The sequence below is a fragment of the Serratia sp. GW822-FHT06D09 genome, from assembly GCF_058799515.1.
On the sequence record NZ_JBXALO010000001.1, the window covers coordinates 79,423 to 105,188 of the forward strand.

At 58.6% G+C, this 25,766-nt stretch carries 21 protein-coding genes; 7 read left to right on the forward strand and 14 right to left on the reverse strand.

The window, feature by feature from the left end:
- Nucleotides 1-202: 202 nt before the first annotated feature.
- From hutG to hutC, 3 genes are all read right to left on the reverse strand, one after another.
- Nucleotides 203-1,006, reverse strand: coding sequence for an N-formylglutamate deformylase (gene hutG, locus AC1RKG_RS00375; RefSeq protein ID WP_115059045.1), 804 nt, complete (start codon nt 1,004-1,006; stop codon nt 203-205).
- Nucleotides 1,003-2,226, reverse strand: coding sequence for an imidazolonepropionase (gene hutI, locus AC1RKG_RS00380; protein WP_122078965.1), 1,224 nt, complete (start codon nt 2,224-2,226; stop codon nt 1,003-1,005). The genes hutG and hutI overlap by 4 nt, the downstream gene beginning before the upstream one ends.
- A 159-nt stretch (nt 2,227-2,385) precedes the next feature.
- Entirely contained in the window at nt 2,386-3,141 is a 756-nt protein-coding gene (gene hutC / locus AC1RKG_RS00385) for a histidine utilization transcriptional repressor HutC (protein ID WP_020826513.1), read from the reverse strand.
- A 176-nt stretch (nt 3,142-3,317) separates the two neighbouring features.
- On the opposite strand from hutC, the gene AC1RKG_RS00390 reads away from it, so the two are divergent.
- From AC1RKG_RS00390 to AC1RKG_RS00400, 3 genes are all read left to right on the forward strand, one after another.
- Entirely contained in the window at nt 3,318-4,688 is a 1,371-nt protein-coding gene (locus tag AC1RKG_RS00390) for a formimidoylglutamate deiminase (protein WP_493181660.1), read from the forward strand.
- Nucleotides 4,688-5,251 carry a HutD/Ves family protein gene (locus AC1RKG_RS00395; RefSeq protein WP_493181661.1) on the forward strand — a complete coding sequence of 188 codons (564 nt, stop codon included), beginning with the start codon at nt 4,688-4,690 and terminating at the stop codon, nt 5,249-5,251. Before AC1RKG_RS00390 ends, AC1RKG_RS00395 begins: the two co-directional genes overlap by 1 nt.
- Nucleotides 5,252-5,329: 78 nt before the next feature.
- Nucleotides 5,330-6,331, forward strand: a complete 1,002-nt coding sequence (locus tag AC1RKG_RS00400) for a LacI family DNA-binding transcriptional regulator (protein WP_261156960.1) — start codon at nt 5,330-5,332, stop codon at nt 6,329-6,331.
- 56 nt (nt 6,332-6,387) lie between these two features.
- On the opposite strand, the gene AC1RKG_RS00405 is transcribed toward AC1RKG_RS00400, so the two are convergent.
- The 5 genes from AC1RKG_RS00405 to AC1RKG_RS00425 form a co-directional block, all read right to left on the reverse strand.
- The gene (locus AC1RKG_RS00405; RefSeq protein WP_493181662.1) at nt 6,388-7,830 is read right to left on the reverse strand and encodes a glycoside hydrolase family 32 protein; all 1,443 of its coding nucleotides are present in this window, start codon (nt 7,828-7,830) and stop codon (nt 6,388-6,390) included.
- Nucleotides 7,827-9,086, reverse strand: coding sequence for an MFS transporter (locus AC1RKG_RS00410; RefSeq protein ID WP_020826518.1), 1,260 nt, complete (start codon nt 9,084-9,086; stop codon nt 7,827-7,829). Before AC1RKG_RS00410 ends, AC1RKG_RS00405 begins: the two co-directional genes overlap by 4 nt.
- Before the next feature lie 172 nt (nt 9,087-9,258).
- Nucleotides 9,259-10,569, reverse strand: coding sequence for an MFS transporter (locus AC1RKG_RS00415; protein ID WP_493181663.1), 1,311 nt, complete (start codon nt 10,567-10,569; stop codon nt 9,259-9,261).
- A 90-nt stretch (nt 10,570-10,659) separates the two neighbouring features.
- The gene (locus AC1RKG_RS00420; protein ID WP_262016616.1) at nt 10,660-11,046 is read right to left on the reverse strand and encodes a GFA family protein; all 387 of its coding nucleotides are present in this window, start codon (nt 11,044-11,046) and stop codon (nt 10,660-10,662) included.
- Between the two features lie 86 nt (nt 11,047-11,132).
- Nucleotides 11,133-11,831 (reverse strand): DAPG hydrolase family protein, encoded by a 699-nt coding sequence (locus AC1RKG_RS00425; protein ID WP_122078980.1) that lies wholly within the window; start codon nt 11,829-11,831, stop codon nt 11,133-11,135.
- 93 nt (nt 11,832-11,924) lie between these two features.
- Between AC1RKG_RS00425 and AC1RKG_RS00430 the strand changes: the two genes are divergently transcribed.
- The gene (locus AC1RKG_RS00430) at nt 11,925-12,581 is read left to right on the forward strand and encodes a TetR/AcrR family transcriptional regulator (RefSeq protein ID WP_197820720.1); all 657 of its coding nucleotides are present in this window, start codon (nt 11,925-11,927) and stop codon (nt 12,579-12,581) included.
- A 17-nt stretch (nt 12,582-12,598) separates the two neighbouring features.
- On the opposite strand, the gene AC1RKG_RS00435 is transcribed toward AC1RKG_RS00430, so the two are convergent.
- The 5 genes from AC1RKG_RS00435 to AC1RKG_RS00455 all read right to left on the reverse strand — a co-directional run bounded on the left by AC1RKG_RS00435 (nt 12,599) and on the right by AC1RKG_RS00455 (nt 19,482).
- A complete protein-coding gene (locus tag AC1RKG_RS00435) occupies nt 12,599-14,248 on the reverse strand; it encodes an HAL/PAL/TAL family ammonia-lyase (protein ID WP_122078985.1) in 1,650 nt (549 codons plus the stop codon).
- Between the two features lie 51 nt (nt 14,249-14,299).
- Nucleotides 14,300-15,640, reverse strand: a complete 1,341-nt coding sequence (locus AC1RKG_RS00440) for an MFS transporter (protein WP_493181665.1) — start codon at nt 15,638-15,640, stop codon at nt 14,300-14,302.
- The gene (gene ertB / locus AC1RKG_RS00445; protein ID WP_493181667.1) at nt 15,637-17,295 is read right to left on the reverse strand and encodes a thiourocanate hydratase; all 1,659 of its coding nucleotides are present in this window, start codon (nt 17,293-17,295) and stop codon (nt 15,637-15,639) included. Before ertB ends, AC1RKG_RS00440 begins: the two co-directional genes overlap by 4 nt.
- Nucleotides 17,292-18,383, reverse strand: coding sequence for a thiohydantoin desulfurase (gene ertC / locus AC1RKG_RS00450; protein WP_116690662.1), 1,092 nt, complete (start codon nt 18,381-18,383; stop codon nt 17,292-17,294). The genes ertB and ertC overlap by 4 nt, the downstream gene beginning before the upstream one ends.
- A 202-nt stretch (nt 18,384-18,585) precedes the next feature.
- Nucleotides 18,586-19,482 carry a LysR family transcriptional regulator gene (locus AC1RKG_RS00455; RefSeq protein WP_044550217.1) on the reverse strand — a complete coding sequence of 299 codons (897 nt, stop codon included), beginning with the start codon at nt 19,480-19,482 and terminating at the stop codon, nt 18,586-18,588.
- A gap of 176 nt (nt 19,483-19,658) precedes the next feature.
- Between AC1RKG_RS00455 and ertD the strand changes: the two genes are divergently transcribed.
- A complete protein-coding gene (ertD, locus tag AC1RKG_RS00460) occupies nt 19,659-21,038 on the forward strand; it encodes a hydantoin-5-propionate amidohydrolase (protein ID WP_493181669.1) in 1,380 nt (459 codons plus the stop codon).
- Nucleotides 21,035-22,285, forward strand: a complete 1,251-nt coding sequence (gene ertE / locus AC1RKG_RS00465) for an N-carbamyl-l-glutamate amidohydrolase ErtE (RefSeq protein WP_259217054.1) — start codon at nt 21,035-21,037, stop codon at nt 22,283-22,285. The genes ertD and ertE overlap by 4 nt, the downstream gene beginning before the upstream one ends.
- A 47-nt stretch (nt 22,286-22,332) precedes the next feature.
- Here the strand turns inward: ertE and pckA are convergent, their stop codons facing one another.
- Nucleotides 22,333-23,952 (reverse strand): phosphoenolpyruvate carboxykinase (ATP), encoded by a 1,620-nt coding sequence (pckA, locus tag AC1RKG_RS00470; RefSeq protein ID WP_122078997.1) that lies wholly within the window; start codon nt 23,950-23,952, stop codon nt 22,333-22,335.
- Nucleotides 23,953-24,417: 465 nt separating this feature from the next.
- On the opposite strand from pckA, the gene AC1RKG_RS00475 reads away from it, so the two are divergent.
- Nucleotides 24,418-25,761 carry a 2-hydroxycarboxylate transporter family protein gene (locus AC1RKG_RS00475; protein ID WP_020826531.1) on the forward strand — a complete coding sequence of 448 codons (1,344 nt, stop codon included), beginning with the start codon at nt 24,418-24,420 and terminating at the stop codon, nt 25,759-25,761.
- The last annotated feature ends 5 nt before the right edge of the window (nt 25,762-25,766 follow it).

Genomic DNA, 25,766 nt, shown 5'->3' on the forward strand with positions numbered 1-25,766 from the left:
GGGCCGCTGTTTTGTGCGCTGTTCCGACCAGATTCACTGATTTTCAGTCAAAATTGCGATGCAGTACGCAAATCGAAACGGAAGCAACCAGGAGGCAAATTGTGTGCCGCAACGTCAGGGCACTAAAACGGGAAAGTGCTTGCTTGAAGGCTTGATTGTCGCAGGGCAATTAGCGTTGCCCTGCGACAGGAGGAGAAAAGGATCAACGCAGTTGACCGCCACCGGAAAGCAGGCTGTCGATCATCTGTTTTAGCAGGCGTTGCAGAGATGCGGCACGCTCGGGCTCAAACGCATAGGGATACTGTTCGGACATGTAGTTCACCTGCGCCAGCTCCAGTTGAATGGCATGCTGCTGCTCTTGCGGACGGCCATAAGCCCGAGTGATGTAACCGCCTTTGAAGCGGCCATTAAGTACATGCGTGAACTGCTGTTGCTGTTCGCAGCAGGCGACCAGACGATCGCTCAGCGCCGGGGCGCAGCTTTCGCCCCCGTTGGTGCCCAGGTTGAGGTCTGGCAGCTTACCGTCGAACAGACGTGGGATAACGGAGGCAATGGAATGGGCGTCGAACAGCAGCGCGTAACCGTGCTTGGCTTTCAGGCGCGTCAGTTCGTCTTGCAACTGTTGGTGGTAAGGTTGCCAGATCTGTTCCAGATAGCCGGTGCGCTCTTGGTCAGAGGGGGCTTTACCCGGCAGGAAGCTCGGTCGGCCGTCAAACAATACGTCAGGATACAGACCGGTGGTGGCGGTAGTATAAAGCGGTTTGTCGTCGGCTGGACGGTTCAAGTCGATAACAAAGCGCGAATAATTGCCGACCAATATGCTGGCACCCATGGCTCGAGCGAAATCGTACAGCTGTGGGATATGCCAGTCGGTATCGGGCAGTGGCCGTGCATCGTCGGTCAAGCCGGCTTCGACGGCCGGTGTCAATCGGGTACCGGCATGGGGAATACTGATCAGCAGCGGCAGGCTGCCGGGGTGGAAATCAAAAGCATCGCGAATGGTCATTGACGTACTTCTCCTCGGAAAATCACCGTACAGGGCAGTTGACCGCCCAACCAGTAAGCCAGTTCAGCCGGACGGGACAGCGGCCAGTGCACAAAATCCGCCAGCTTGCCGGCTTCCAGCGTCCCCTGGCTTGCCTGCAGGCCCAGCGCCTTGGCCGCATGTACCGTGACGCCCGCCAACGCCTCTTCCGGCGTCAGGCGGAACAGCGTGCAGGCCATGTTGATCATCAAACGCAAGGACAACGCCGGTGAGGTGCCCGGATTCGCATCGCTGGCGATCGCCATGGCGACGCCGTGTTTGCGGAACAGCTCTACCGGTGGGCATTGGGTTTCACGCAGCAGGTAATAAGCGCCCGGCAGCAGCACCGCAACGGTGCCTGCATCGCCCATTGCGCGCGCATCCTGTTCGGTAGCATATTCAAGATGGTCGGCGGAAAGGGCATGGTGCTGCGCTGCCAATTCACTTCCGCCGAGGGCAGAAAGTTGTTCCGCGTGCAGCTTAACGGGCAGACCGGCTTTTTCCGCTGCGGCGAACACGCGCGCCACCTGCGCCGGTGAGAACGCCAGATGCTCGCAGAAGGCGTCAACCGCATCGGCCAATCCGGCAGCGGCAGCCTGAGGAATAATGGTGTTGCACACCAGATCGATATAGTCGTCGGCGCGATGAGCATATTCCGGTGGCAGCGCGTGCGCCGCCAGGCAGGTGGTTTTCACTTCAACCGGCAACAGTTCGCCCAGCTTGCGCGCCACGCGCAGCATTTTCAGCTCGCTTTCCGGCGTCAGCCCGTAACCAGATTTAATCTCCACGCAGGTCACGCCTTCCGCCAGCAGCGGTCGCAGCCGGAACAGCGCCTGCTCCAGCAGCAGTTCTTCGTCGGCGTCACGGGTAGCCTTGACGGTGGAAATGATGCCGCCGCCCTGGGCGGCGATATCGGCGTAGCTTACGCCGTTGAGGCGCTGCTCGAATTCGCCGCTACGGTTGCCACCGAACACCAGATGGGTATGGCAATCGACAAAGCCCGGCGTGATGATACCGCCGTCGAATTTCACGGTTTCATCCGCTATCAAGTTTGCCGGTAACGCCGCATGTTCACCCAGCCAGACAATCTTGCCGTCACGCACGGCGATCGCGCCGTTGGTGATGGTGTGATATTTACCGTCGCGCATGGTGACGACGTCGGCCCCGTGCCACAGGCTGTCGCAGTGAATCTCAGAGGTCATGGCTTTTCTCCGCCGGAGCCGTGGCTCCCACATGGTTGTATATACAATTAAAAACAACCTAGCGCATTCATCGGGTTGTCACAAGGGGCGGGATAAAAATTTGTTATCGGGATGTGATCGTTGTGGAAGAGCGGGTACCAAAACGGCACCCGCAGGGGATCAGACTTCGCTGGTGAAACGGCCGAACAGTTGATAACGGCTGCCCGGGTACAGCAGGCGTGCCGACGTGACCACGGTTTTACCGGACCAGGTGCGGCGGTGGATCAACAGGCCGGGTTCGTGGTCTTCCAACTGCAGCAGTTCGCGCTCCTGGCGGGTCGGCACTACCGCTTCGACGATGTGTTCGCCTGCGGTCAGCGGCGCGGCCTGCGTCAGATAGATATAGGGCGTAACGCGGTCGAAATCCTGTTTCATGTAGTCGGGGGCGATCAGGGGATTCACGCAGCGATCTTCCACCTGTACCGGCAGATCGTTTTCGTAATGCACAATCTGCGAATAGAAAAGTTGCTGGCCCGGTTGAATGCCCAGCGCCAGTGCCTCTTCTTCGCTGGCCGGTCGCGCTTTCAACTGCAGGATTTTGCTGCTGTGGCGATGACCTCGGGCGGCGATTTCGTCAGCGATGTTATGCACTTCCAACAGCGCGGTGTGCGCTTTAGCTTCGGCAACGAAAGTACCGACGCCCTGCATGCGGATCAAATAACCTTCGGTGGTCAGTTCGCGCAAGGCGCGATTAATGGTCATCCGGCTGACGCCCAATTCGGCGACCAGCTCACTTTCCGAGGGGACGCGTTGGTGCGGCAACCAATGACCTGCACGGATTTGGTTCACGATCGCCTGCTTGACCCGTTGATATATTGGGGCGGGGGTATCGCTCATTGCAGCAGCCAGTTGCAGCACGGTCTGTTGATCAACCACGACGTTAACCTCGTCAAATAAAAAAATAATAACATCAGTTTACTGTTGATGTCGGCGTATGTATATGTATATACAACTAAGGGCCGGTCCGCCACAGCAACGAGATGGGCCCGTATATTTTCGGATGCGCGATTATCGCGCGTTATTAGCCGTTACACTAACAGTGGAATACTGCCATGCCTGCATATTTTGCCTCACGCGCTCTGCTTCCTGAAGGTTGGGCGCATAACGTCCGGTTGGACGTGGATGCGCAAGGTTACCTGACTCAGGTGACTGCCGACGCCGATCCCGAAGGTTGCACCCGTCTGCACGGCGATGCGGTGCCGGGCATGCCAAACCTTCACTCCCACGCCTTCCAGCGTGCGATGGCCGGGCTGGCGGAGGTGGCGGGCAATCCGCAGGACAGTTTCTGGACCTGGCGCGATCTGATGTACCGCCTGGTGCAGCGCTTAACGCCGGAGCAGGTGGAGGTGATCGCCCGTCAACTCTATATCGAAATGCTGAAAGGGGGCTATACCCAGGTCGCCGAGTTCCACTATCTGCATCACGGCGCCGACGGTCTCCCTTATGCCGATCGCGGCGAAATGACCGGCCGACTCAGTCAGGCGGCGGCCCAGGCGGGGATCGGCATGACCCTGCTGCCGGTGCTGTATAGCTATGCGGGATTTGGCGGCCAGCCCGCTCAGCCGGGGCAAAAGCGTTTTATTCAAAATGCGGACAGCTATCTGGAGCAACAGCAGACGATCGCGCGTCAGTTGGCAGAGCAACCGTTGCAGAATCAGGGCCTGTGCTTCCACTCGCTGCGTGCGGTGGAACTGGGGCAGATGCAGCAGATCCTGGCGGCGTCGAACAGTTCGCTGCCGGTACATATTCATATTGCCGAGCAGCAGAAAGAGGTCAACGACTGTCTGGCCTGGAGCGGACGTCGCCCGGTCGCCTGGCTGTACGAGCATCTGCCGGTGGATCAGCGCTGGTGTCTGGTACACGCCACCCACCTCGATCGTGACGAGCTAGAGCAGCTGGCACGCAGCCAAGCGGTAGCCGGCCTGTGCCTGACTACCGAGGCCAACCTGGGCGACGGCATCTTCCCCGGCGACGCCTATCTGCAACATCAGGGGCGTTGGGGCATTGGTTCTGACAGCCACGTATCGCTCAATGTGGTGGAGGAGCTGCGCTGGTTCGAATACGGTCAACGCCTGCGCGATCAGCGCCGTAACCGGCTGACCACGTCGGAGCAACCGGCCGTGGCTGACGTCCTTTACCAACAGGCCTTGCAGGGTGGGGCACAGGCCTGCGGTGCACCGATCGGTCGGCTGCAAAGCGGCTACCGTGCCGACTGGCTGGTGCTGGACGGCGACGATCCGTACCTGGCAGCGGCGCCGGACGCCTCCATCCTCAACCGCTGGCTGTTCGCCGGGGGTAAAGAGCAGATCCGCGATGTGTTCGTCGGTGGACGACAGGTGATCGAGCAAGGGCGTCATGCACTGCAGCAACGCAGCAGTGCCGAGTTCTTGCAGGTATTGAAAACCTTCCAGCAGGAGGCGTGATGAGCCTGATGCGTTTTGATTTTGCTTCACTGCCGGTCACGCCGTGGCGCAATGGCGGTGGGGAAACCCGAGAGATCGCCAGTTGGCCTGTAGGCACCCAGGATTTCGACTGGCGTGCCAGTATCGCCACCATCGCGCAAGACGGCCCGTTCTCGGCCTTCAACGGCATAGATCGTTCGATAACGCTGTTGGAAGGCGATGGCGTGCATTTGTTCAGCGCCGGGCACGTTGATCATCATTTATCGCAGGTTGGCGAACCGTTCGCCTTCTCCGGCGATGTGGCGTTGGGCGCGACCTTGTTGGGCGGCAGTAGCCAGGACTTCAATATCATGACCCGTCGCGGCCGTTGGGCAGCCGACGTGCAGCGAGTGACGAAGGCAATCGAGCTGCCGGCACCGCATGCCGGTGTGCTGTACGTGCTGCAGGGACGCTGGTTGCTGGCGGATGGCGTTACCCTGACAGCACGCCAGGGCGGTTGGTGGCCGGCGGGCGAGTTTAGCGGGACGCTGGCCCCTCAGGAGGAAGATAGCGTCATTCTGTGGGCCGACATCACAGCCTGCTAAACCGGGCTAGAGTCCAGCGCTAAGTTGTGGGATGATCTCTACTTCTATCCCACACTTATCCCAGATTGAGAAGGGCGCATGGCCTCGCTGAAAGACGTTGCAAAACTTGCCGGGGTATCCTTGATGACGGTATCCCGCGCCATCAACGAGCCCGATAAGCTGCGGCCGGATACCTACCAACGCGTCAAACTGGCGATCGACCAACTGGAATACGTGCCCGATCTTGCGGCGCGACGCATTCGCGGCGACAGCAGTCGGGTTCAGACCCTCGGCGTGCTGGCGCTGGATACCGCGACAACCCCCTTCTCGGTAGAGATGATCCTGTCGATTGAAAAAACGGCGCGTGAACACGGTTGGAACAGCTTCGTGGTCAACCTGTTTGCCGACGACAGCGCGGAGCACACCATAGACCTGCTGCTGGCACACCGACCGGACGGGGTGATATTCACTACCATGGGGCTACGCCAGGTAGATATACCGGCCAAGTTACTGGATAAAAAACTGGTGCTGGCCAACTGCATCAGCCCGGAACACCCGGTAGCCAGTTACATTCCCGATGACGAGCAGGGCCAGTATGACGCCATGCGTGCTTTGATCGCCAAAGGCTATCGCGCACCGCTGTGTATTCACCTGCCGGAAACGACCCTGGCGGCCGGGTTGCGCCGTCGCGGGCTGGAACGTGCCTGGCGTGAAGCGGGTGGAGACGTCGATCAATTACGGCAATATCATCTCGATCTGACTGAAGGCGACGAGCATTACCGCGACAGCGTGGCATTGCTGGAACGGCACTTCTCGCCGGGGCGGCGCGACTGCGATGTGGTGGTGTGTGGCAACGATCGGGTGGCGTTTTTGGTGTATCAGGTGTTGCTGGCGCAGGGCTGGGACATCCCGCAACAGGTCGGGGTGCTGGGCTACGACAATATGGTTGGTATTGGCCAGCTGTTCCTTCCGCCGCTGACCACGGTGCAGTTACCGCATTATGAGCTGGGCCGACAGGCGGCACTGCATCTGATTAATCAATTGGATCACAGCGACAGGGTGAAGGTGGCCTGCCCGTTATTACTGCGTGGGTCGCTGTAACCCATCAGGGCGCAGTTTATTCACCGCCGCGCCCTGCACACTGAGTTGGTCTCAGATCACTCCCAGATGCTTTCCAGTTCCCAGGCCTGTGCCGCGCCAAACTGCGCCAGTCCGCCTTCGGCGAACAGGGTGACGCTGCGTTGCCCGTCGGTTGGGTAGATACGGCTGGTCAGGCAGGCCTCGCCCTGATTAACGAACACTTCCAGCGATGAGCGGTCGATAAAGACGCGCAGCGACAAAATGTCCGCCTCAGGCAGCGGCACGCTGCGGCAGCCGCACAGGCCCGGATCTTCACTGAAACGTTCCAATACCAGTCGATGCGTTTGATTATCGACGTACAGCCGTGCGGCGGTGCCTATAACGATGCCGTAGCGCTCTGCATCGCTGGCGGCGACGTTTAGCGTCAATGCCAGTTCTTGCACCCCGTCAGTCAACACCTGCCGCTGGTTACGTACAGACACGGCGTCAAATGACTGTTGCTCGCCGCGCAACGCTGTCAGCTCGCGCGCCGGATTCATCAGTACGTTGCCTTCACATGACAGCGTCAATTCACGGGGCAGGGTGAGTGCACCGGCCCAACCGTGGGGTTTGCTCGGCATAGGCGATTCCCACATGTCCATCCAGGCGAACAGCAGGCGGCGACCGTCGGCGGCGGTGAAGGTTTGCGGTGCGTAGAAATCGTGCCCGCCATCCAGCTCGCAGAATGACTGGGTAACGCTGAAATCCTCATCGGGCCGCCAGTGGCCGAGCAGATAGCCGCTCTGGAAGCGGTTACGATTGCGATAACCCTGCGCTGTCAGTCCCTGCGGCGAGAACAGCAGAACCTGCTTTTCACCGAGCGGGAAGAAATCCGGACATTCCCACATATAGCCCTGGTGCGGCGATTGTGCCCCCGCCAGGACGCGATCGAACTGCCAGTCGCGCAGGTCATTCGAACGGTAAAGTCGAGCCTGGCCTAACCCGTTTTCTTTGGCGCCCACCACCATCCACCAGCGATCAGCTGCATGCCAGACTTTCGGATCGCGAAAGTGCTGAATGCCTTCCGGCGGCAGCAACACCGGCCCGTGTTTGACGAAATTTACGCCATCTTCGCTGGTGGCCAGGCATTGCACTTCGCGTACCTGGTCGTCATCGCCTTCTTTGCCCAGCCAGACGTGGCCGGTGTAGAGCAGCGTCAATACGCCGTTGTCATCCACCGCACAGCCGGAAAAACAGCCGTCTTTGTCGTAGCTTTCGCCGGGAGCCAGGGCGATCGGCTGATGCTGCCAGTGCGCCAGATCCCGGCTGGTGGCGTGGCCCCAATGCATGGGGCCCCAGTTTTGGTCATAGGGATGATGTTGATAGAACGCATGGTAGACGCCGTTAATGTACACCAGACCGTTGGGGTCGTTGATCCAACCGGCGGCCGCCGCCAGATGAAATTGCGGATAGTAATCGTCCTGACGTTGCGCGCGCAGCGCTTCGACCGCGTGATCGGCTTGAGCTAAAGCATTTTTCATTGGGTTGGCTCACTTGATTTTATCGTTGATTGAAATTGGGGCGTGCGGGCGACGGTTTCGCCGCGCAGCAGGAAGCAGGAAATCAGCGTGGTACCGGCTACTGCGCAGCCCATCAGCAAATAGGTGTCGGCAAAGCCGATACGGTCGTAGCCGTAACCGGCGAGCGGCGCCAGGATGCCAGCGACGATCTGGCTGATAAACTGGAAGCCCACCAGATACAGCGTCGAGGACAGGCGGCTGTCAAAGCGGGTGGTGATGTATTTGAACATTGCCACCAGCAGGATAGGCAACTCCACGGCGTGCAGCAGTTTCATGGCGGAAATCATCAATGCGCCGCTGGCCAAGCCGGAACCGAACATGCGCAGTGCCATCACGCTGCTGGCCAGCAGCAAGCTCTGTTTGATGCCGATGCGATTGACCAGCAGGGGGGCCAGGAACATGCCGCCAGCCTCCAGAAACACCTGCAGCGAATTGAGGAAACCGTACATGCGGTTGCCTTCTTCGTGCGTTGCGAACTGCGAAGCAAAATACACCGGGAATTGCTGGTCAAATACGCCGTAGATGCTGGTACCGAGCACGAACACCACCAGTGCCCAGAAACCCGGCAGGCGCAGCAGCGCCAGCGCGTCCTGCAGCTTCAGATTTTCCGGTTTGCCGTATTCCAGACCGGCCATGGCGTTGGGCTTCAGTTCGCGCACCTGCCACAGCAACAGAAGAAATATCGCCGCCGAGGCCGAGGCGATCCAGAAGTTAATATTCGGATTGATGTTGTAGATGAAGCCGGCGAAGAAGGTCGCGCTGGCCCAGCCCAGTGAACCCCACATGCGGGCCCGGCCAAATTCAAAACCGACGATCCGGCTGACCCTTTCGGTATAGGACTCCAGCGCGCCAATGCCGGCATTGAACGCCAGGCTGACGAACACGCCGCCCACCAGCGCACCGGCCACCAGGTTGGTTTGCAGCAGCGGGGCGTAGACGTAGATAAAGAACGGGCCGGTCAGCAGCAGCAGCACGCCGACAAACAGCAGCAGATGCTTACGCAGCCCGAGCTTGTCCTGAATAAAACCGTACAGGGGCTGTGCGCACAGCGCCATGATTGACATCGCGGAGAAGATTAGGCCGGTTTCCGTGCCTTTCAGGCCGATCTTTTGGTTCAGCCAGATGGAGATCAGAGAAAAACTGGATGACCAGGTGAAGAAGAAGAAAAACAACAGGCCGCTGAGAAGCACATAATATTTTTTTGTTTCGCGGTTCATGGGGAATGCCCTGATGGATGAAATTGGCTCTATTGTTAACGTTAACTTTGGATCAAATAAAGCCGCCAAAGCCAGGGATTGCGATGTTAATCACAAAAGTTAACGTTAACATTTTGCTGGTGTGATCCAAGTCACCTGTCAATAAAACAGGGGCGCAGTGCGCCCCGCAGGGTTAACGTTCGTTGAGTGAACGGAGATGGTCGTCGCGCCGCAGGGTCATCAGCGCGAACAGGCTGACTACCGAGGTGGCGACCACGTAGTAAGCCGGGATATCGAGGTCGCCGGTCTGTTTGATCAGGCCGGTGATGATTAGCCCGGCAGAGCCGGAAAACACCGCGTTGGAAAGCGAATAGGCCAGTCCCAGACCGGTATAACGCACCTGCGTCGGGAACATCTCCGCCAACATTGCCGGACCGGGGCCGGCCAGCAAACCGACGACAGCACCGGCGATCATCACCGCGATGCCTTTGGCCAGCAGCGAACTTTGAGAGTCCTGCAGCAGGTGCAGCAGCGGGAAGGCGAACAGGATCACCGCCACTACCGCCGTCAGCATCACCGTTTTGCGCCCCAGCTTATCGCTGAGGATGCCGGCGGGCAGAATGGTCAGGGCGAAACCGACGTTAGCCAGTACCGTCGCCACCAGCGCCTGCTGGAAGGTGGCGTGCAGCGAGGTTTGCAGGTAGGACGGCATCACCACCAGAAAGGTGTAACCGGCAGCGGACCAGCCCATCATGCGCCCAATGCCAATCGCGATGGTTTTCACCACGCCGCTTAACTTCAGCTCGGGGGCTTGCACCTTGGTGCCGAGGTTTTGTTGCGCCTGGGTAAAGGTCGGCGTCTCTTGCAGTTTTAAGCGTAGCCACAGTGCTACCGCGCCCATTGGCAACGCCAGCAGAAAGGGGATGCGCCAGCCCCAGTCATGTAACTGCTCAGGGGTTAAAAGCGCAGCCAACAGCGCTACCAGTCCGGCCCCGGCCAACAGCCCGAAGGCCACGGTCAGCGACTGCCAGGCCCCGAACAGGCCACGTTTTCCCTTCGGTGCGAACTCGGTCATCAGCGAAACCGCACCGCCGAACTCGCCGCCGGCGAACAGCCCCTGGAACATGCGCAACAGGGTCAGCAACAGCGGGGCGGCAACGCCGATGGAGGCATAGGTCGGCATCACGCCGATCAGGGCGGTAGCCACCGTCATCAGCAACAAGACTGCGATCAGCGTCGGTCGACGGCCAATGCGATCGCCGATGCGGCCGAAAATCACGGCGCCTATCGGGCGGCAGAAAAAGGCCAGCGCAAAGGCGGCATAGGTGAGGATCAGGCTGGTAATTTCACTTTCACCCTGCAGGGTGAAAAAATTGGCGGCGATCACGGTAGCGAGAAAACCGTAAACGCCGAATTCGTACCATTCGATAAAGTTGCCGACCGATCCGGCCAGCAAGGCCTGACGCGACTGGCGTGCGTCGATAACCGTGGTTTGTGTGTCCATCCCCATTCCCGTGCGTTTGAATTATTGTCATTCAGTTCTAAATTCTTATGACAAAACAATCAATTATTTTAAGCGGGAAGTGTGAAGGCCTCAGATGATGTCGTCGATTTTCCACCAGTCGGGGCAGCCATCGGAAAAGGAATGCGCAGTGGGGCGCAGCGCCGCTAGCTCACCGCGATCAAAACTGCCGGTGACCAACGCGACGGTCGGTTCGTCATCGACAGCGCCCAGAGTACTGCCGCAACGTGGGCAAAAAGCGCGGCTGGAATAGTCGGAAGAACGGTACAGGGCAGGCATGCCGCCGGTACCGATCCAACTGACGGCTTCACGCGGAAACTCAACCCAGCACAACGTCGGCGCGCCGGAGTGACGCTGACAGAACTCGCATGAGCAACTGTGGGGATTACCGGGCTGCCCAACGGCCTGAAAACGGATATGCCCGCAAAGACAGCCACCTGAATACCGCCGTTTTTCCATCGCTTCACCTGTCGTTTATCGTTGTAGCCTGTAGCCTGAGCTTACTATAACGGCCCCGGCGAAAAATAAAACGCCGGGGTGAATGATTACCAGGGTAAGGGGGCAGCCTCATGGCCGTTTTCGGCGTAGTACAGCGAAGGCAGGAATTGCGCCAGATAGCTGAATTCATTGTAGCAATGGCGCATCAGATTAAAGCCAACCTCGTCCGGCAGTTCTTCATGTGCGTTGGCACAGGATTTCCCCAACAGAAAACGGCTGCGTAGCACGCAACCATAGGAGGTGTCGCGTGCCAGATGCAGCATTTCACCGTCGAGCGGATCGCCGTTATCGTCCAGCGCCACCTGCTCGCCAAAGCCGATCCGTGCGCATACGGCGGCGGATAACGCCTGACCATCCCGCGCCTGTTGCAAAGCTTGTGGGGCAAAAAAGTCTTCTGCCGCGTGGAATTTGAGGCGGGCCGGAACCGGTGGCAATTCGGCTAACCATTCCACCGCGTTGATGCTGGCACCCACGTAGCTTTGGCCTTTTCTCCAGTGCTGGTCCCAGCCGCGGTGTTCGACATGATCGTGCGGATGCCACCAACGGATGTGCTGGGTGGTTTCGAAAAAGGTAAACCACCAATCCAGCATGCGACCCTTGCAGCCGTGCAGATCGGTACGGATTGCCACGGTCAACCACCCGTCGCTATTGCGCGTCAGCCCCATCTCCAGCCGCAGCGGTTCAGGTTTGAGCAACTCGTTGATATCATTTACGCCCCAGGGCAGCATCAGTGATTGATGTGTCATCACGCTCATCCTTTTTTATTTGGAAACGATATTTGTTTCCTAAATAAGACTATGCCGGTATGATGACTCTGTCAACGATTTCGAGGAACTGTGATGGCAAATAAAGTGGAAGCCGAACCGCGTTCGCGTGGAAGGCCCTCGGCTCCGGAAGGGGAGTTACGCGCGGCGGCAGTGGAGGCCACTCTGGCGTTGTTGCTGACGCAGGGCTATGCCGCTACCACCGTGGACGCGGTGGCGAAGCGGGCGGGCATGGCGAAGAAAACCCTGTATCGCTTTGCCGAGAACCGCGATGCGCTGGTGACGCAGGCGATCGCTAGCTGGACCGACGCTTTTGCGCCGGTGTTTGAACAGGACGCCCAGCGGGCGACAGAGTTGCCGACGCTGTTGTCGCAGGGCTTGCAGGCCATTGCGCGACAGGTGCTGAGCGAGCAGGCGGTGGGGATGTTTCGCCTGCTGCAGAGTGAATTTCCGGGGCGTGAAGATTTGCTGGCGGCTTATCAGCGCAACGGCATTGAACGAGGCAGGACGATTGTGGCTGACTGGCTGCAGCGCCAGCAACGGCGTGGTTGGCTGCGTGAACTGGATTGCGTGCAAACCAGCGATCTGCTGCTGGCGATGGTGATAGCAGAACCCTTACGCCAGATGGCGCTTGGCCTGTTGCCGCCGGGCAGCGATATCGACACTCGCATAGCGGCGGCGTTAGCACTGGTGTTGCCGGGGTTGATCAGGGCGCCGTCGTCCGCGCCCTGAGGCTGATCGTGGTCAAGTCACTCTTTACCGTACTGGCGCAGCACCTGTTCTGCCGCGGCGAAGTCTGGCGCCAGCGGGCGGTCAACCTCGATAAACGGCACCTGCTTGCGCACCGCGGTATAGAGTGCTGCGGTAGGGGCGGATAGCGTAAAGCCGTTGTGTCGCTGCTGGCGCAAATCCACTGCCTGAGCGTCGTGCACCAACAAGATCCCCAGCAATTGATAGCCGTTGTCCACCTGCTGCTGAACGCGAGCCACCACCGATGGTGCATTGGTGGCGATGTCTTCAATATCGCCGGCGACCGGGAAATAATCGAGCGACACCGGCATGGCGAGTTCTTTGCTCCGCATCGCCAGCATCATGACCGGCTTTTCCATCGCGCCAAAGGCGTGCACGGTGTGGTCGGTGCCGAGAAAACGACTCAGGCCGGTAAACGCCGGGTTATTCAGTTTGATCACCTGTTGAGCGCTGGCCAGCGAATTATGCGCCAGCGCCAATCCCAATTGCTCAAAGGCCAGTACCCAGGGCAGCGGTTCAAAGTTGGCGCTTGGCAGCACGGCACCTTGCAGGCTGCCTTTGCTGACGTAGCCTACCGCCTCCTGCGGCCGCTGCGACGGTGCCGTAACGTCGAGTGCCACTCCTGGGTTGTCGTCGGAGCTGTTTAACTGCACCAGCAACTGGTCGTAAGCCTGCTGATAGCTGCGCTGGAGCTCCGCCAGCAGATAGACGCCGGAGCGAAAACTCAGCGGATCCTGCAAGGGACGGCTGTCATCGTGTTGCCACAGGCTGGAGCCGATCAGCAACTCGCGCAGGTTTTTCCCCATGGCCGCCACTTCCGGGTAAGGACGTAGCGCCAGAGTATTGGCGAGAAACGGAGAAAGGTTACCGTTCAGCGCCTGCAGGCTGAGCGCATAGGTCAAGGTATTAACCTGCATCAGGTGGGACAGCGAATCCAGAGCCAGAGCACCGCTAGCTGCGGAATAGGCATTGGAACTGAGGATCGCCAGCGCGTCTTTGGCATAAGGGGCAATGGCCGGTGTCTGACTGCTTTGCAGCACCGCTTTGGCCGCCACTTTTTTACCTTGATAATAAACTTCACCTTCGCCGAGCATCGCCAGCCCAATGTGGCTGATCACCGTGATATCTCCTTCGCCCACCGAACCGTCCGCCGGGATCACCGGGGTGATGCCTTTGTTGAGAAAAGCGACATAGGCGTCGACAATCGCCGGTTGGACACCGCCGCCACCGCTCAACAGGGCATTGAGCCGGGTGACCATGGTGGCCCGCGCGACGCGGACGCTCATGGCTTCGCCAATGCCGCCAGAGTGGGCATGCAGCAGGCCGACGTTGAATTTTTTCGATGCGTCGATCACCTCCTGCGTCAGCTTTCCGTGGACGTCGACCATCGGCCGGTCCTTGTTTAATCCGACGCCCACCGTCAGCCCATAGATTTTCAGCCCGCTCTGCGCAGCTTCGATCAGCACCTGATGTGACCGTGTCACGCGCTCCATGGCGACGGGCGTGACGCTCACCGTTTCACCGTCGGCGACCTGAGCAATCAGGTGCGGGGTAATAGAGTGTCCATCGAGCGTGACGGTGGCCAAGCCAAACGGGTTGTAACCGAGCGTCAGCGCGGCCAACAGCGATAAAGCGAATTTTCCTGGCATGATAAGTAAACCCTTATTATTGATTTTTATGTTGTTGTAGCGTTATTCGTTTCAGGGCTGCTGCGCCGGACGGCGGGCGATAAAATACAGGGTGATCAGCGCCAGTAAGCTGGCGATCATCACGTACCAGGCCGGCGCAAAGCGGGTGCCGGTATTCTGGGTCAACCAGGTCAGGATCGCCGGCGCAAAGCCGCCGAACACCGTCACCGCCAGGTTATAGGACACCGACATTCCGCTGGCCCGTACCTGGGTGGGAAACAGATCGGACAGTGCCGCAGGGGCCACGCCGACGAACAGCGACACCAGCATGCAAAACAGTGTCTGTACCAGGATCAGCATTGCGGTGGTGTGGTAAGCGTCAAGCAGCAATAACAAGGGGTAGCTGGCAACCAGTAACAAGGCGGCACCGGCCTGCAGGATTTTCAGGGTACCGATGCGATCGGACCAGGCACCTGCCGCTACGCAGCAAACCACCATAAAGCAGTTACCGATCAGTGCCGCCAAAAACGCCTGATGGCTCTCGAAATGCAGCACGCGTTGAACGTAAATCGGCATATAGATAATCAGCGCGTAAACGCTCACTGCCCACAGAATAGACAGCCCGGTGCCCAGCAGCACGGCCTGACGATGGGTACGGAACAGCTGTCTCAGTGGCTTTTCCGGAGCGCATTGCTCCCGCTGACGCCGGGCCTGCTCTTCGGCAAACAGCGGCGTTTCTTCCAGGGTTTTACGCATCCACAGGCCAATCGGGGCGATCGATAAGCCGATGATGAATGGAATACGCCATCCCCAGTCACCCACCTGTTCGTGACTGAGCGTCAGGGTGACCGCGGTGGCGACCAATGCGCCCAGGATATTGGAGATCCCCATGCTGGCCTGCAGCCAGGAGGCGTATTGGCCTTTCTGGTGTGCGGGGGCGTGCTCGATTAAAAATGCGGCCGCGCCGCCCACCTCTCCCCCGGCGGAAAACCCTTGCAGCACCCGGCCACACAGGATCAATAAAGGTGCGCCTATGCCAATAGCGCTGTACGGCGGTGCAAAGGCAATGATTGCCGTGCCGACGGCCATGGTCATGATGGTCAGCGTCAGGGCGGCCTTGCGGCCAACCCTATCACCATAAGCGCCGATCACCAGGGCGCCGAGTGGGCGAATGACGAAACCGAGACCGAAGGCAAGAAAGGCCTCAAACAGTTGGGTGCCGGGATCGTTGGGGTGGAAGAAGTTCTGCGCGATGTACACGGCGAAAAAGGCGTACACCGAGAAGTCATACCATTCCAGCGCGTTGCCGATGGAAGCGGCAGCAATCGCTTTACGCCCACGGCTTTTGCGCGGCGTATCGGCGGCGTTGGCAGCCAACAGGGGGGAGATGGTCGGAACCGTGCTTTTATTCATCGTTGTTCTCCGCGAGGCAGTGAGATATAGGGCAGGGATTTTTCAGCTATCTCGTCGAGCGACTCCTGATAACCGGCGTCGGCGTATCGCATCACGCCGGTACTGGTGTCGTTGGTCATCGACAATTGCAGGCGTTGCTCCGCAGCGGCGCTGCCATCGGCGATGGTGGTGACGCCTGAACTGGTCATATAGCCGCTGTAACCGCCGCCGCCGGAGTGGATTGCCACCAAATCCGCCATGGAGGCGCAGTTGACCAACGCATTGAGCAGCGGCCAGTCGGCGATGGCATCGGAGCCGTCCTTCATCTTTTCGGTCATGATATTCGGGTGAGCCATCGCCCCGGCGTCGAGATGATCGCGGGTGAAGGCGATAGGACCGGAAAGACGGCCGGCCGCTACCATGCGGTTCACTTCCAGCGCCAGCTCGGTGCGTTCCCCGTGACCGAGCCAGGCTATGCGTGCCGGCAGGCCTTCAAAGGGCACATGTTGGCGCGCCAGAGTGATCCAGTTGCTGACGATGCGGTTATCGGCAAAGCGCTGCAGCAGGTAGTCGTCGATCACCCGAATATCGTTGCTGTCGTTGGACAGCGCAATCCAGCGGAACGGACCGATGGCGCGACAAAACAGCGGCCGCAGGAAGGCCTCGGTGAATATGGGGATCTCGAATGCGCGTGCAACGCCGCCCTGGTGGGCGTGGGTGCGGATAAGATTCCCGTTATCGAACACCACCGCGCCGCGATCCATAAAGCCGATCATGGCTTCTACGTGTTGCACGATAGAGCGGCGGCTGGCGTCCATCAGCGCATTAATATCCGCTTCGCGTTGCGCCGCCACTTGCACAAGGCTGTAACCGGCGGGGACGTAGCCGTACACCAGGTCGTGCGCTGCCGTTTGGTCGGTAACGATGTCCGGAACTACGCCGCGGGACAAAATCGCCGGGTAGACTTCGGCGGCATTGCCCAGCAGCGCAACTGACAAGGCCTCTTTGCGTTGCTGAGCGGCGGCGATCATCGCCAGAGCCTGATCGAGATCTTTCGCCTGGTGCTGTAAAAAGCCGTTTTTCAGCCGTTTGTCGATACTGGCCTGATTGACCTCGACGGTCAGAATCGCAGCGTTGGCCAGGGTGCCCGCCAGCGGTTGCGCACCGCCCATGCCGCCCAGCCCGGCGGTGAGGATAAAGCGGCCGCGCAGATCGTTAGCGAAATGCCGTTCGGCGATACGCGAGAAGATTTCATAAGTCCCCTGGATCACCCCCTGCGAACCGATATATTGCCAGTCGCCGGCGGTCAGTCCGCCCCAGCAGATCAGGTTTTCTTTTTCCCAGCGGTAGAAGTTCTCCGCCTTCGCCCATTGGCCGACCATATTGCAGTTGGCCATGATCACCAGGGGGGCATTAGCGTGGGTCTGCAGCACGCCGATTGGCTTGCCGGATTGCACCAGCAGGGTTTGGTCTTCACGCATGGTTTTTAACGCATGAACGATGGCATCGTGTGACGGCCAGTCGCGCGCCGCACGTCCCAATGCCGCATATACCACCAGTTCGTCGGGATTTTCGCCAACGGCCAGCACGTTTTCCAATAGACGCAACAGCGCTTCTTGCCGCCAGCCCAGGCAGCGCAGCTCGGTGCCCGAGGTCACTTTAAAGGCTCTTTTCATGCGGCATCTCCCGTTGGCAGGTAGCTGCGTAAGTCAATCCCGAGGGTTTTCTCTACCGGGGGATAAACCGCCGGATCGGTGACCGACGAGGAAAGCGGGAACTGAGAATGATGCATATGGAAAATCACCACTTCCATGCCAGGCTTTAACTGCCCGGCGCTTACCGGGTTGCCGGCCTTGTCGAGGGTAGTGATCACGTCTGGATAACTGGCGAGACGCTCACCGTGGGCGTCTTCCACCGCCATATGTTCATTCATGATATGGATACGGCGCAGGTCCTTGCCCTGGCCGACAGTCACGATGCCGACGTCGAACGCCTCTTCGGTATAACGCAGGCTGTTGGCGGTAACCTTGCCGCTGCCGATAATATTGCCGCCGGTGTGGCGACAGATGGTCTCGACGATGCCGTTGCCGTTTGCCGCCAGAATGCTTTCGCCCAGGGCAATCGCCTGGCTGATGCCCCCCAGCGCAGCGTGTTGGCGCACGTAGCCGGCTGGTATCGGGTTGCGGCAGCTGGCGATAAAGCCGCCGGACATGTCTGCCGCTTTGCGCAGCACCGGCGACACCTTGGCCGTGGCGCCTTTCACCACCAGTTCGATATAGGCGTTTTTGGCCCGATTGCCGCCGACGGCAGCCTGGATCATCGGTTCAGGACTGGAGGCCAGGCCGATGGAGCCCATGTCGCCGGTAGGGTGGGCACGCAGATCGCCGACCGCATCGACGACCTTGCAACCGAGGATCGCGGCAGGCAACCAGCCGTTGAGGGTGCTGGACATGCCGTTCTGCCCCACCATCAATCCGGCGATAGGGGCGCCCAGTGCCTGCTGCACCAACTGCACGGCCTTAACGTAGTCGACGCCGAGCATTTGCCAGTCGGTCAGGCCGCCGGGGGCGCCAATCGCTGCCGCGGTAGCAATCCAGTCGTTATCGTTCAATTCCTCAAGGCTGACCAGTTCCGGTCGGCCAATGGTCACCGCCAGTCGCCCAAGCTCCAGGCCGTGGGCAACCCAACCGCCACCGCCGCAGGCAAATACCGAACCGCCTTTTACCGCGGCCTCCACATCGTTAAGTGTTAAAACACGCCCCATGGTCTGTGCTCCTGAAAGTATCGGTGAGATTGCGCTTGAATGAATAATCTGTGAATAGTTGCGCTACCGGAATTCGATACTAGGGGGCGGTTAACCAAAATGTCGCATTACTTTTTATCACCTGCGTATAACACAATGTTAACCCATGCTTCAGGCGCAAAAAATCAGTCGCGAGCACCCTGGGGAGCGGTGATGAAATGCGTTAGCGCGACCAGTGGATCTGCACTGATTCGAGGGTGGCAATAAACGCCTGAGCCAGTCGTGAAAGGGGCTCGTACATGCCGTGTACGATGCTGATGGGGGTTTTGGCAGTGGGTTCGATGGGCCGGAAAACCACCTTGGTCCACACCGGGCCGTTGGCGGTAATTTCATCGATCAGCGCAATACCAACCCCGGCCTGCACCAGTGCGCAGGCGACGTGGATCTGCTGCACCTCGACGGTAGGGCGCAGAATGATATCGGCATCACTTAACAGTTTGCGCACCAGTTGGCCGATCGGGATCTCGGCGCCATAGCCAATAAAAGGCTGGTCGATCAGATCCTCGATACCTATCACATTTTTGGCGGTTAATGGGTGGGAAGCAGGCAACGCCACCACCAGCCGGTTTTCATACAGCTGGCGCGAATGCACGTTGGGATGGCCTTCGTGCAGAAAAGCGACCCCCAGTTCAACCTGTTGCGTCAGCACCGCCTGCAACAGCACGTCCGGGATCATGGTGTGCAGTATCACCCGCGCTTCGGGCAATTGCGCGTGGAATTTTGCGATGGCGCTGGGGATCAGTCCTTGCCCCAGACTTGGGCTGCAGGCGATACGCAGGTGGCCCATACGGTTTTGGATCAGGTCCTCAGCCACTTCGTTAACCCGCTGAACGCCCTGATAGACCGAATTGACCTCGACAAACAGGTGACGAGCCTCCGGGGTCGGGTACAGACGCCCCTTGATGCGTTCAAACAGCGTCAGACCCAACCGCTGTTCGGTGTAGCCAATCAGTCGTGAGACCGCCGGTTGTGAAACGTGCAGCAGCTTGGCGGCACCGCTGATCGAGCCGGTCAACATGATGGCGCGGAACACTTCGATTTGCTTGAGGTTTAAACGCACAGCCCCTCCACTATGGTTAACATTTTGTTATGCATGAGTGATAAACAAGCATAAGACAGAATAGACAGCCTCACCCTACACTGGCCTGACTATCGGCACAATCGACCGATTGATAACCTGAGATATATGCATTTTTATGCATTTATTGTATGCAATGGAATTAGGGGAGGGGCGCTATGAATCTGAGTCAACGGCCAGAGCTGGTGGTCAAGGGCAATCTGGTGGATGCCGAGCGGGTGACTCCGGACGGCTGGCTGGCCATCGCAGGCGGTAAAATCATCGGCAGCGGCAGCGGTCAGGCACCGGAGGCCCCACAGGTGATCGACGCTGGCGGCAAGTGGATCCTGCCGGGGGTGATTGACGGTCAGGTGCATTCCGGCAGTCAGGCGAATCAGGAAGGATTGGGCTGGGCGTCGCGGGCGGCGGCGGCGGGGGGGATCACCGTGATGGTCGATATGCCTTATGACGATCCGCAGCCGGTGGCGTGCCGCGCTCTGCTGGAAGCAAAAATTGCCGAGGTGGAGCGTGACTGTCATGTCGACGTGGCGCTGTTTGGCACCCTGAACGCAACCTATGGGTTCGATGCCGCTGCCGGACTGATCGCAGGTGGGGTATGTGCCTTTAAATTTTCCACCTTTGAAGCTACGCCGGGCCGGTTTCCTCGGGTGGACGAAGACGACTTGATGCATGCTTTTGAGCTTATTGCGCCGACCGGGCTGGCCTGTGCGGTACACAACCAGATGCAGGAGCTGACGCGTAAAAATATCCAGCGAATGGTCGAGGCCGGCGACACTGGCTGGGATGCATTTATGCGTGCTCACACGCCGCTGATTGAAAATCTGGCAACGGCGCTAATTTATGAAATGGGGGCGGAAAGCGGGGCTCGCGCCCATGCGGTGCATGTTTCCACTTCACGCGGTTTCGAACTTTATCGGATGTATCGGCAGGCTGGCTACCCGGTCAGCATTGAAACCTGCGTACAGTATTTGATGCTCAACCATGAACAACATACGCGCCAGTTTGGTGCCAGGACCAAACACTACCCGCCGATCCGTCCTAAAGCGGAAACCGAACTGTTGTGGAGCCATATTGCGCAGGGCGACTGCACCTTCGTTTCTTCCGATCACGTCAGTTGGGGGCTGGAGCGTAAAGGGGACGACAACGTGTTCAAAAACGCCTCCGGTGGCCCCGGGCTGGAGACGCTGTTACCGGCGTTGTGGACCGGCTGCGAGCAGCACGGCATTGCGCCGACCACCGTCGCGCAGCTGCTGTGTCGCAATCCCGCGCGGCATTTTCTGCTCGACGATCGCAAAGGGGGGTTTGACACAGGTATGGACGCCGACTTTGTGGTATTGCGGCCCGAGCGCTACCGATTCGATCCCGCGAACAGTTTGTCGGCGGTGAAATGGAGCGCCTTCGAAGGCATGGAGTTCAGCGTACGGGTGGAAGCCACCTATTGTCGCGGCCAGGCAGTCTTTGCCGAGGGCCGTATTCTTAATTCGCCGGGGTCGGGACAGTTTCTGCGCCCGCGCGTTGCCAACGGAGCAGGCCAATGATCGCGTTAATCAACAGTGAACGTTTGTGGGCGCGGGTCAATCATCTGGCACAAATGACGTTGCCGGATGTGCCCTGGACACGACGGGCCTTTACGCCATTGTTCAGCGAGGCACGAGCCTGGCTGGCGGAACAAATGAAGCGGGCTGGGCTAACGGTAACGCTAGACGAAGGCGGTAATCTGATCGGTCGGCGCGCCGGGGTGCGCAACGATCTGCCGCCGATAGTGACCGGTTCGCATTGCGATACCGTGGTGGGCGGCGGCCGCTATGACGGGATTATCGGCGTGCTGGCGGGGATTGAAATCGCCCATTGTCTGCATCAACAGGGGATAGTTTTGCAGCATCCGTTTGAGGTTATCGACTTTCTGTCCGAAGAACCCAGTGATTACGGTATTTCCTGCGTGGGCAGCCGGGCGATGAGCGGTGAATTGGACGGCGGTATGCTGGCTTCCCGGAACGCGCAAGGCGAAACGCTGGCGGAGGCGATGACGCGTATTGGCGCTCAGCCGGAAAAACTGAACCGGCCGCTGCGCCTGCCGGGCGGTACCGCCGCTTACGTTGAGCTGCACATTGAACAGGGGCCAGTACTGGAGCGCCAGCACCTGCCGATTGGTGTGGTGACGCACATCGTCGGCATCCGCCGGGTGTTGGTGACGGTGCTTGGGCAGCCGGATCACTCCGGTACCACGCCAATGGATATTCGTCGCGATGCTTTGGTCGGAGCAGCGCATGTGATTGAGCAGGCGCACGCGATGGCGTTACAGCAAAGCGGCAATCCACATTATGTGGTGGCGACCGTAGGGCGCATCGCCATGACGCCAAATGTCCCCAATGCGGTGCCAGGGCAGGTAGAACTGATGCTGGAGGTGCGCAGTGACAGTCAGGCGCTGTTGGAGACTTTCCCGGAAGCGCTGTTGGAAAACTGTCGGCCACGTTTGCAGAGTCTGGATTTACAGACGCAATTGCAGCATGTCAGTCGCGCACGGCCCACCGCCTGCGCGGAAACGGTGATGCAGGCGATCGAGGGGGCAGCTCATTCGCTGGGGTTGGCCGGACGCCGGCTGCCGAGCGGTGCCGGGCATGATGCGGTTTATATGGCGTCGACCGGGCCGGTGGGGATGGTGTTTATTCCCTGTCTGAATGGGCGCAGCCATTGTCCCGAGGAGTCGATTACCGAGCAACAGTTGGCGGACGGGGCCAGGGTGCTGGCGCAGGCGTTGATCAATCTGGATAAGCAATTGGCATAAAAAAGGGGCCTGCTGGCCCCTGTAAGGATGATAAAGCGCGCTGTGGCTTAAAGTTTAGGCCCGGCGCTCACCAGTTTTTCCCCTGCGGGGGTGACGGTGTATTTGGCAAAGTTATCGATAAAGCGCTGGGCCAGATCCTGGGCTTTTTCCTGCCACAGAGATTCGTCGGCGTAGGTTTTACGCGGATCGAGGATCGAAGGGTCTACCCCCGGCAATGCCTTCGGTACCGCCAAGCCAAAGATTGGCAGGTTGAAGGTGTCGGCGTGCTCGATCTCCCCGTTTAAAATGGCGTCGATGATGCCGCGGGTGTCCTTAATGGAAATACGCTTGCCGCTGCCGTTCCAGCCGGTATTCACCAGATAGGCCTGTGCACCGGCCGCTTCCATGCGTTTTACCAGCACTTCTGCGTACTGCGTCGGGTGCAGCGTCAGGAACGCCGCGCCGAAACAAGCGGAGAAGGTCGGGGTTGGGGTGGTAATGCCGCGCTCGGTGCCGGCCAGCTTGGCAGTGAAGCCGGACAGGAAGTGATATTGGGTTTGTTCCGGTGTCAGGCGTGATACCGGCGGCAATACGCCGAAGGCATCCGCCGTCAGGAAGATTATTTTCTTGGCATGTCCCGCCTTGGACACGGGTTTGACGATGTTTTCGATGTGGTTGATCGGGTAAGATACTCGGGTATTTTCGGTCTTGCCGGCGTCATCGAAATCGATGCTGCCGTCGGCCAGCACCTGCACGTTTTCCAACAGCGCGTCCCGGCGGATAGCCTGATAAATCTCTGGCTCAGCCTGAGGAGACAACTTGATGGTCTTGGCGTAACAGCCGCCTTCGAAGTTGAATACGCCGTCGTCGTCCCAGCCGTGCTCGTCATCGCCGATCAGCTGGCGTTTAGGATCGGTGGAGAGGGTAGTTTTACCGGTGCCGGACAGGCCGAAGAAGACCGCCACGTCACCCTGTTCGCCCACGTTGGCTGAGCAGTGCATCGAGGCAATACCCTGCAGCGGCAGCAGGTAGTTCATGATCGAGAACAGGCCCTTTTTCATTTCGCCGCCGTACCAGGTCCCGCCGATCAGCTGTATACGTTCGGTCAGGTTAAAGGCGACGAAGTTTTCCGAATGCAGCCCCTGCTGTTTCCAGTCAGGATTGGTGCATTTGGCACCGTTCATCACCACAAAGTCCGGCTCGAAATTCTGCAGCTCTTCATCCGACGGGCGGATAAACATGTTTTTGACAAAGTGCGCCTGCCAGGCCACCTCGGTGATGAAACGCACTTTCAGGCGGGTGTCTGCGTTGGCGCCACAGAAGGCATCCACCACAAACAGACGCTTGCCGGAAAGTTGGTTACCCACCAGCGTTTTCAGATGTTGCCACACTTCCGGCGACAGCGGCTGGTTGTCGTTTTTGCCTGTGCCGCTGTCGGACCACCAAACGGTATCGCGCGTGGTGTCGTCACGCACGATGTATTTGTCTTTCGGAGAACGGCCGGTGAATTCGCCGGTATCGACGTTGACCGCGCCCAACGTCGTTAACGTACCGCGCTCCAGCGCCGGCAGGTCGGCGCGGGTTTCCTCGATAAACAGTTGTTCATAGCTGGGATTATGGACGATCTCGGTAGCCTGATGGATACCGTAGCGGGCCAGCGTTTGTGGGGTAATCGCGATTGAAGACATATCCTACTTCCTTATTAGTTCTATGCCCTTCGCCTTTCTGACCACGGCCTTTGAAAGCGATAGGGCATATATTATGTGCCTGCTTTCCGCACGGTGCCGCGTGCAGAGCAAGGCTCGGGTACAAGCTGACCGGATTCAGCTATTTACCGCTCCGGTTCTCATTAATAAACGCACGGATTTTTACTTCCATCTATAGCATAGCAGTGAATTAGCGCCTGATTAATTTAATTACAAAACGCTGACGATAATTAATTAAAACCAACATTGGCGGGGGCTCACAATATTGAGTTAATAAGAGGTAATTTGGTTTTGTATTTTTATTTTTTATCATATTGTCAGTGCTGTCCACTATTTTATTTATTATAAATACGCCCATTCCGAAACGTACCTTTTAAAGCTTATAAATTATTTTATATGCCATTAGTCGATCCGCTCCACACTGAACGCTTGTCAGCAGGGTGAATAATGAAACAGATAAATGCAGAAATGACCTGTGAGAAAGAAATACCGCAACCTGATTCATCAGGATTGATTAACCACCTGCGGAAAATGGATATCGGTGCCGTACCGGTTGCGCTGTTTATCACTATTTGCGCGATTGTCGCCGTATCGGCCTACGCCAACTTCCTGCCAAAGAATATGATCGGCGGCCTGGCGGTGATCATGACGCTGGGCTTTGCGCTGGCGCATTTAGGTAAAAGCATTCCGGTACTGCGTGATATTGGCGGCCCGGCCATTCTGTGCCTGATGGTGCCTTCGGTGCTGGTGTACTTTAATTTTTTCCAGCCGAACGTGATGGGTACCGTCCATCTGCTGATGAAAGACGCCAATCTGCTGTACTTTGTGATCGCCAGCCTGGTGGTCGGCAGTATTCTTGGCATGAACCGGGTGATTCTGATCCAGGGCATGATCCGTATGTTCGTCCCGCTGGTGGTGGGCACGGTAACGGCGGTGGCAACCGGATTGCTGGTGGGTAAGCTGTTTGGTTTTACCTTCTATCACACCTTTTTCTTTATCATCGTGCCGATCATCGGTGGCGGTATCGGCGAGGGCATTTTGCCGCTGTCGCTGGCGTATTCCGCCATTCTGGGTTCGACACCCGACGTGTATGTGGCGCAACTGGCGCCGGCGGCGGTGCTGGGCAATATCTTTGCCATTGTCGCGGCCGGAGTGCTGGCGCGACTGGGCATGAAACGCAAGGCGTTGAGCGGTGACGGCATGCTGATCCGTTCGGCGGAGGAAAACGCGGTATTCGATATCAAGGAAACCAGCGGCAACGTCGATTTCCAGCTGATGGGCGGTGGCCTGCTGGTGATTTGTGCCTTCTTTATCGTCGGTGGCCTGTTCGAACATATCGTGCATATTCCCGGTCCGGTGCTGATGATTCTGTTTGCGGTGTTGTGCAAATATTGCCGGGTGATCCCAACCTCAATGGAAACCGGTGCGCACAGTTTTTATAAGTTCGTCTCCACCGCGCTGGTGTGGCCGCTGATGATTGGCCTCGGCATGCTGTATGTTCCTCTGGAAAGCGTCGTAGCGGTGTTCTCGGTCGGTTATGTGGTGGTATGCGGTTCGGTGGTGTTGTCGATGGGGCTGGTGAGTTTCCTGATTGCGCCTTACCTGAAAATGTTCCCGGTTGAAGCGGCGATTGTTACCTGCTGCCACAGTGGCTTAGGCGGTACCGGCGATGTCGCCATTCTCTCCGCATCTAACCGGATGGGGCTGATGCCGTTCGCGCAAATCGCCACGCGCATCGGCGGTGCCTCTACCGTAATTGGCGCCACGCTGTTATTGGGTTGGTTAATTTGAATCCG

What these genes read in the sequence shown, in the direction of transcription:
- hutG (WP_115059045.1), bottom strand. Translation starts at nt 1,006, where the DNA reads ATGACCATTCGCGATGCTTTTGATTTCCACCCCGGCAGCCTGCCGCTG.
- hutI (WP_122078965.1), bottom strand. Translation starts at nt 2,226, where the DNA reads ATGACCTCTGAGATTCACTGCGACAGCCTGTGGCACGGGGCCGACGTC.
- AC1RKG_RS00390 (WP_493181660.1), top strand. Translation starts at nt 3,318, where the DNA reads ATGCCTGCATATTTTGCCTCACGCGCTCTGCTTCCTGAAGGTTGGGCG.
- AC1RKG_RS00395 (WP_493181661.1), top strand. Translation starts at nt 4,688, where the DNA reads ATGAGCCTGATGCGTTTTGATTTTGCTTCACTGCCGGTCACGCCGTGG.
- AC1RKG_RS00400 (WP_261156960.1), top strand. Translation starts at nt 5,330, where the DNA reads ATGGCCTCGCTGAAAGACGTTGCAAAACTTGCCGGGGTATCCTTGATG.
- AC1RKG_RS00405 (WP_493181662.1), bottom strand. Translation starts at nt 7,830, where the DNA reads ATGAAAAATGCTTTAGCTCAAGCCGATCACGCGGTCGAAGCGCTGCGC.
- AC1RKG_RS00410 (WP_020826518.1), bottom strand. Translation starts at nt 9,086, where the DNA reads ATGAACCGCGAAACAAAAAAATATTATGTGCTTCTCAGCGGCCTGTTG.
- AC1RKG_RS00415 (WP_493181663.1), bottom strand. Translation starts at nt 10,569, where the DNA reads ATGGACACACAAACCACGGTTATCGACGCACGCCAGTCGCGTCAGGCC.
- AC1RKG_RS00420 (WP_262016616.1), bottom strand. Translation starts at nt 11,046, where the DNA reads ATGGAAAAACGGCGGTATTCAGGTGGCTGTCTTTGCGGGCATATCCGT.
- AC1RKG_RS00425 (WP_122078980.1), bottom strand. Translation starts at nt 11,831, where the DNA reads ATGACACATCAATCACTGATGCTGCCCTGGGGCGTAAATGATATCAAC.
- AC1RKG_RS00430 (WP_197820720.1), top strand. Translation starts at nt 11,925, where the DNA reads ATGGCAAATAAAGTGGAAGCCGAACCGCGTTCGCGTGGAAGGCCCTCG.
- AC1RKG_RS00435 (WP_122078985.1), bottom strand. Translation starts at nt 14,248, where the DNA reads ATGCCAGGAAAATTCGCTTTATCGCTGTTGGCCGCGCTGACGCTCGGT.
- AC1RKG_RS00440 (WP_493181665.1), bottom strand. Translation starts at nt 15,640, where the DNA reads ATGAATAAAAGCACGGTTCCGACCATCTCCCCCCTGTTGGCTGCCAAC.
- ertB (WP_493181667.1), bottom strand. Translation starts at nt 17,295, where the DNA reads ATGAAAAGAGCCTTTAAAGTGACCTCGGGCACCGAGCTGCGCTGCCTG.
- ertC (WP_116690662.1), bottom strand. Translation starts at nt 18,383, where the DNA reads ATGGGGCGTGTTTTAACACTTAACGATGTGGAGGCCGCGGTAAAAGGC.
- ertD (WP_493181669.1), top strand. Translation starts at nt 19,659, where the DNA reads ATGAATCTGAGTCAACGGCCAGAGCTGGTGGTCAAGGGCAATCTGGTG.
- ertE (WP_259217054.1), top strand. Translation starts at nt 21,035, where the DNA reads ATGATCGCGTTAATCAACAGTGAACGTTTGTGGGCGCGGGTCAATCAT.
- pckA (WP_122078997.1), bottom strand. Translation starts at nt 23,952, where the DNA reads ATGTCTTCAATCGCGATTACCCCACAAACGCTGGCCCGCTACGGTATC.
- AC1RKG_RS00475 (WP_020826531.1), top strand. Translation starts at nt 24,418, where the DNA reads ATGAAACAGATAAATGCAGAAATGACCTGTGAGAAAGAAATACCGCAA.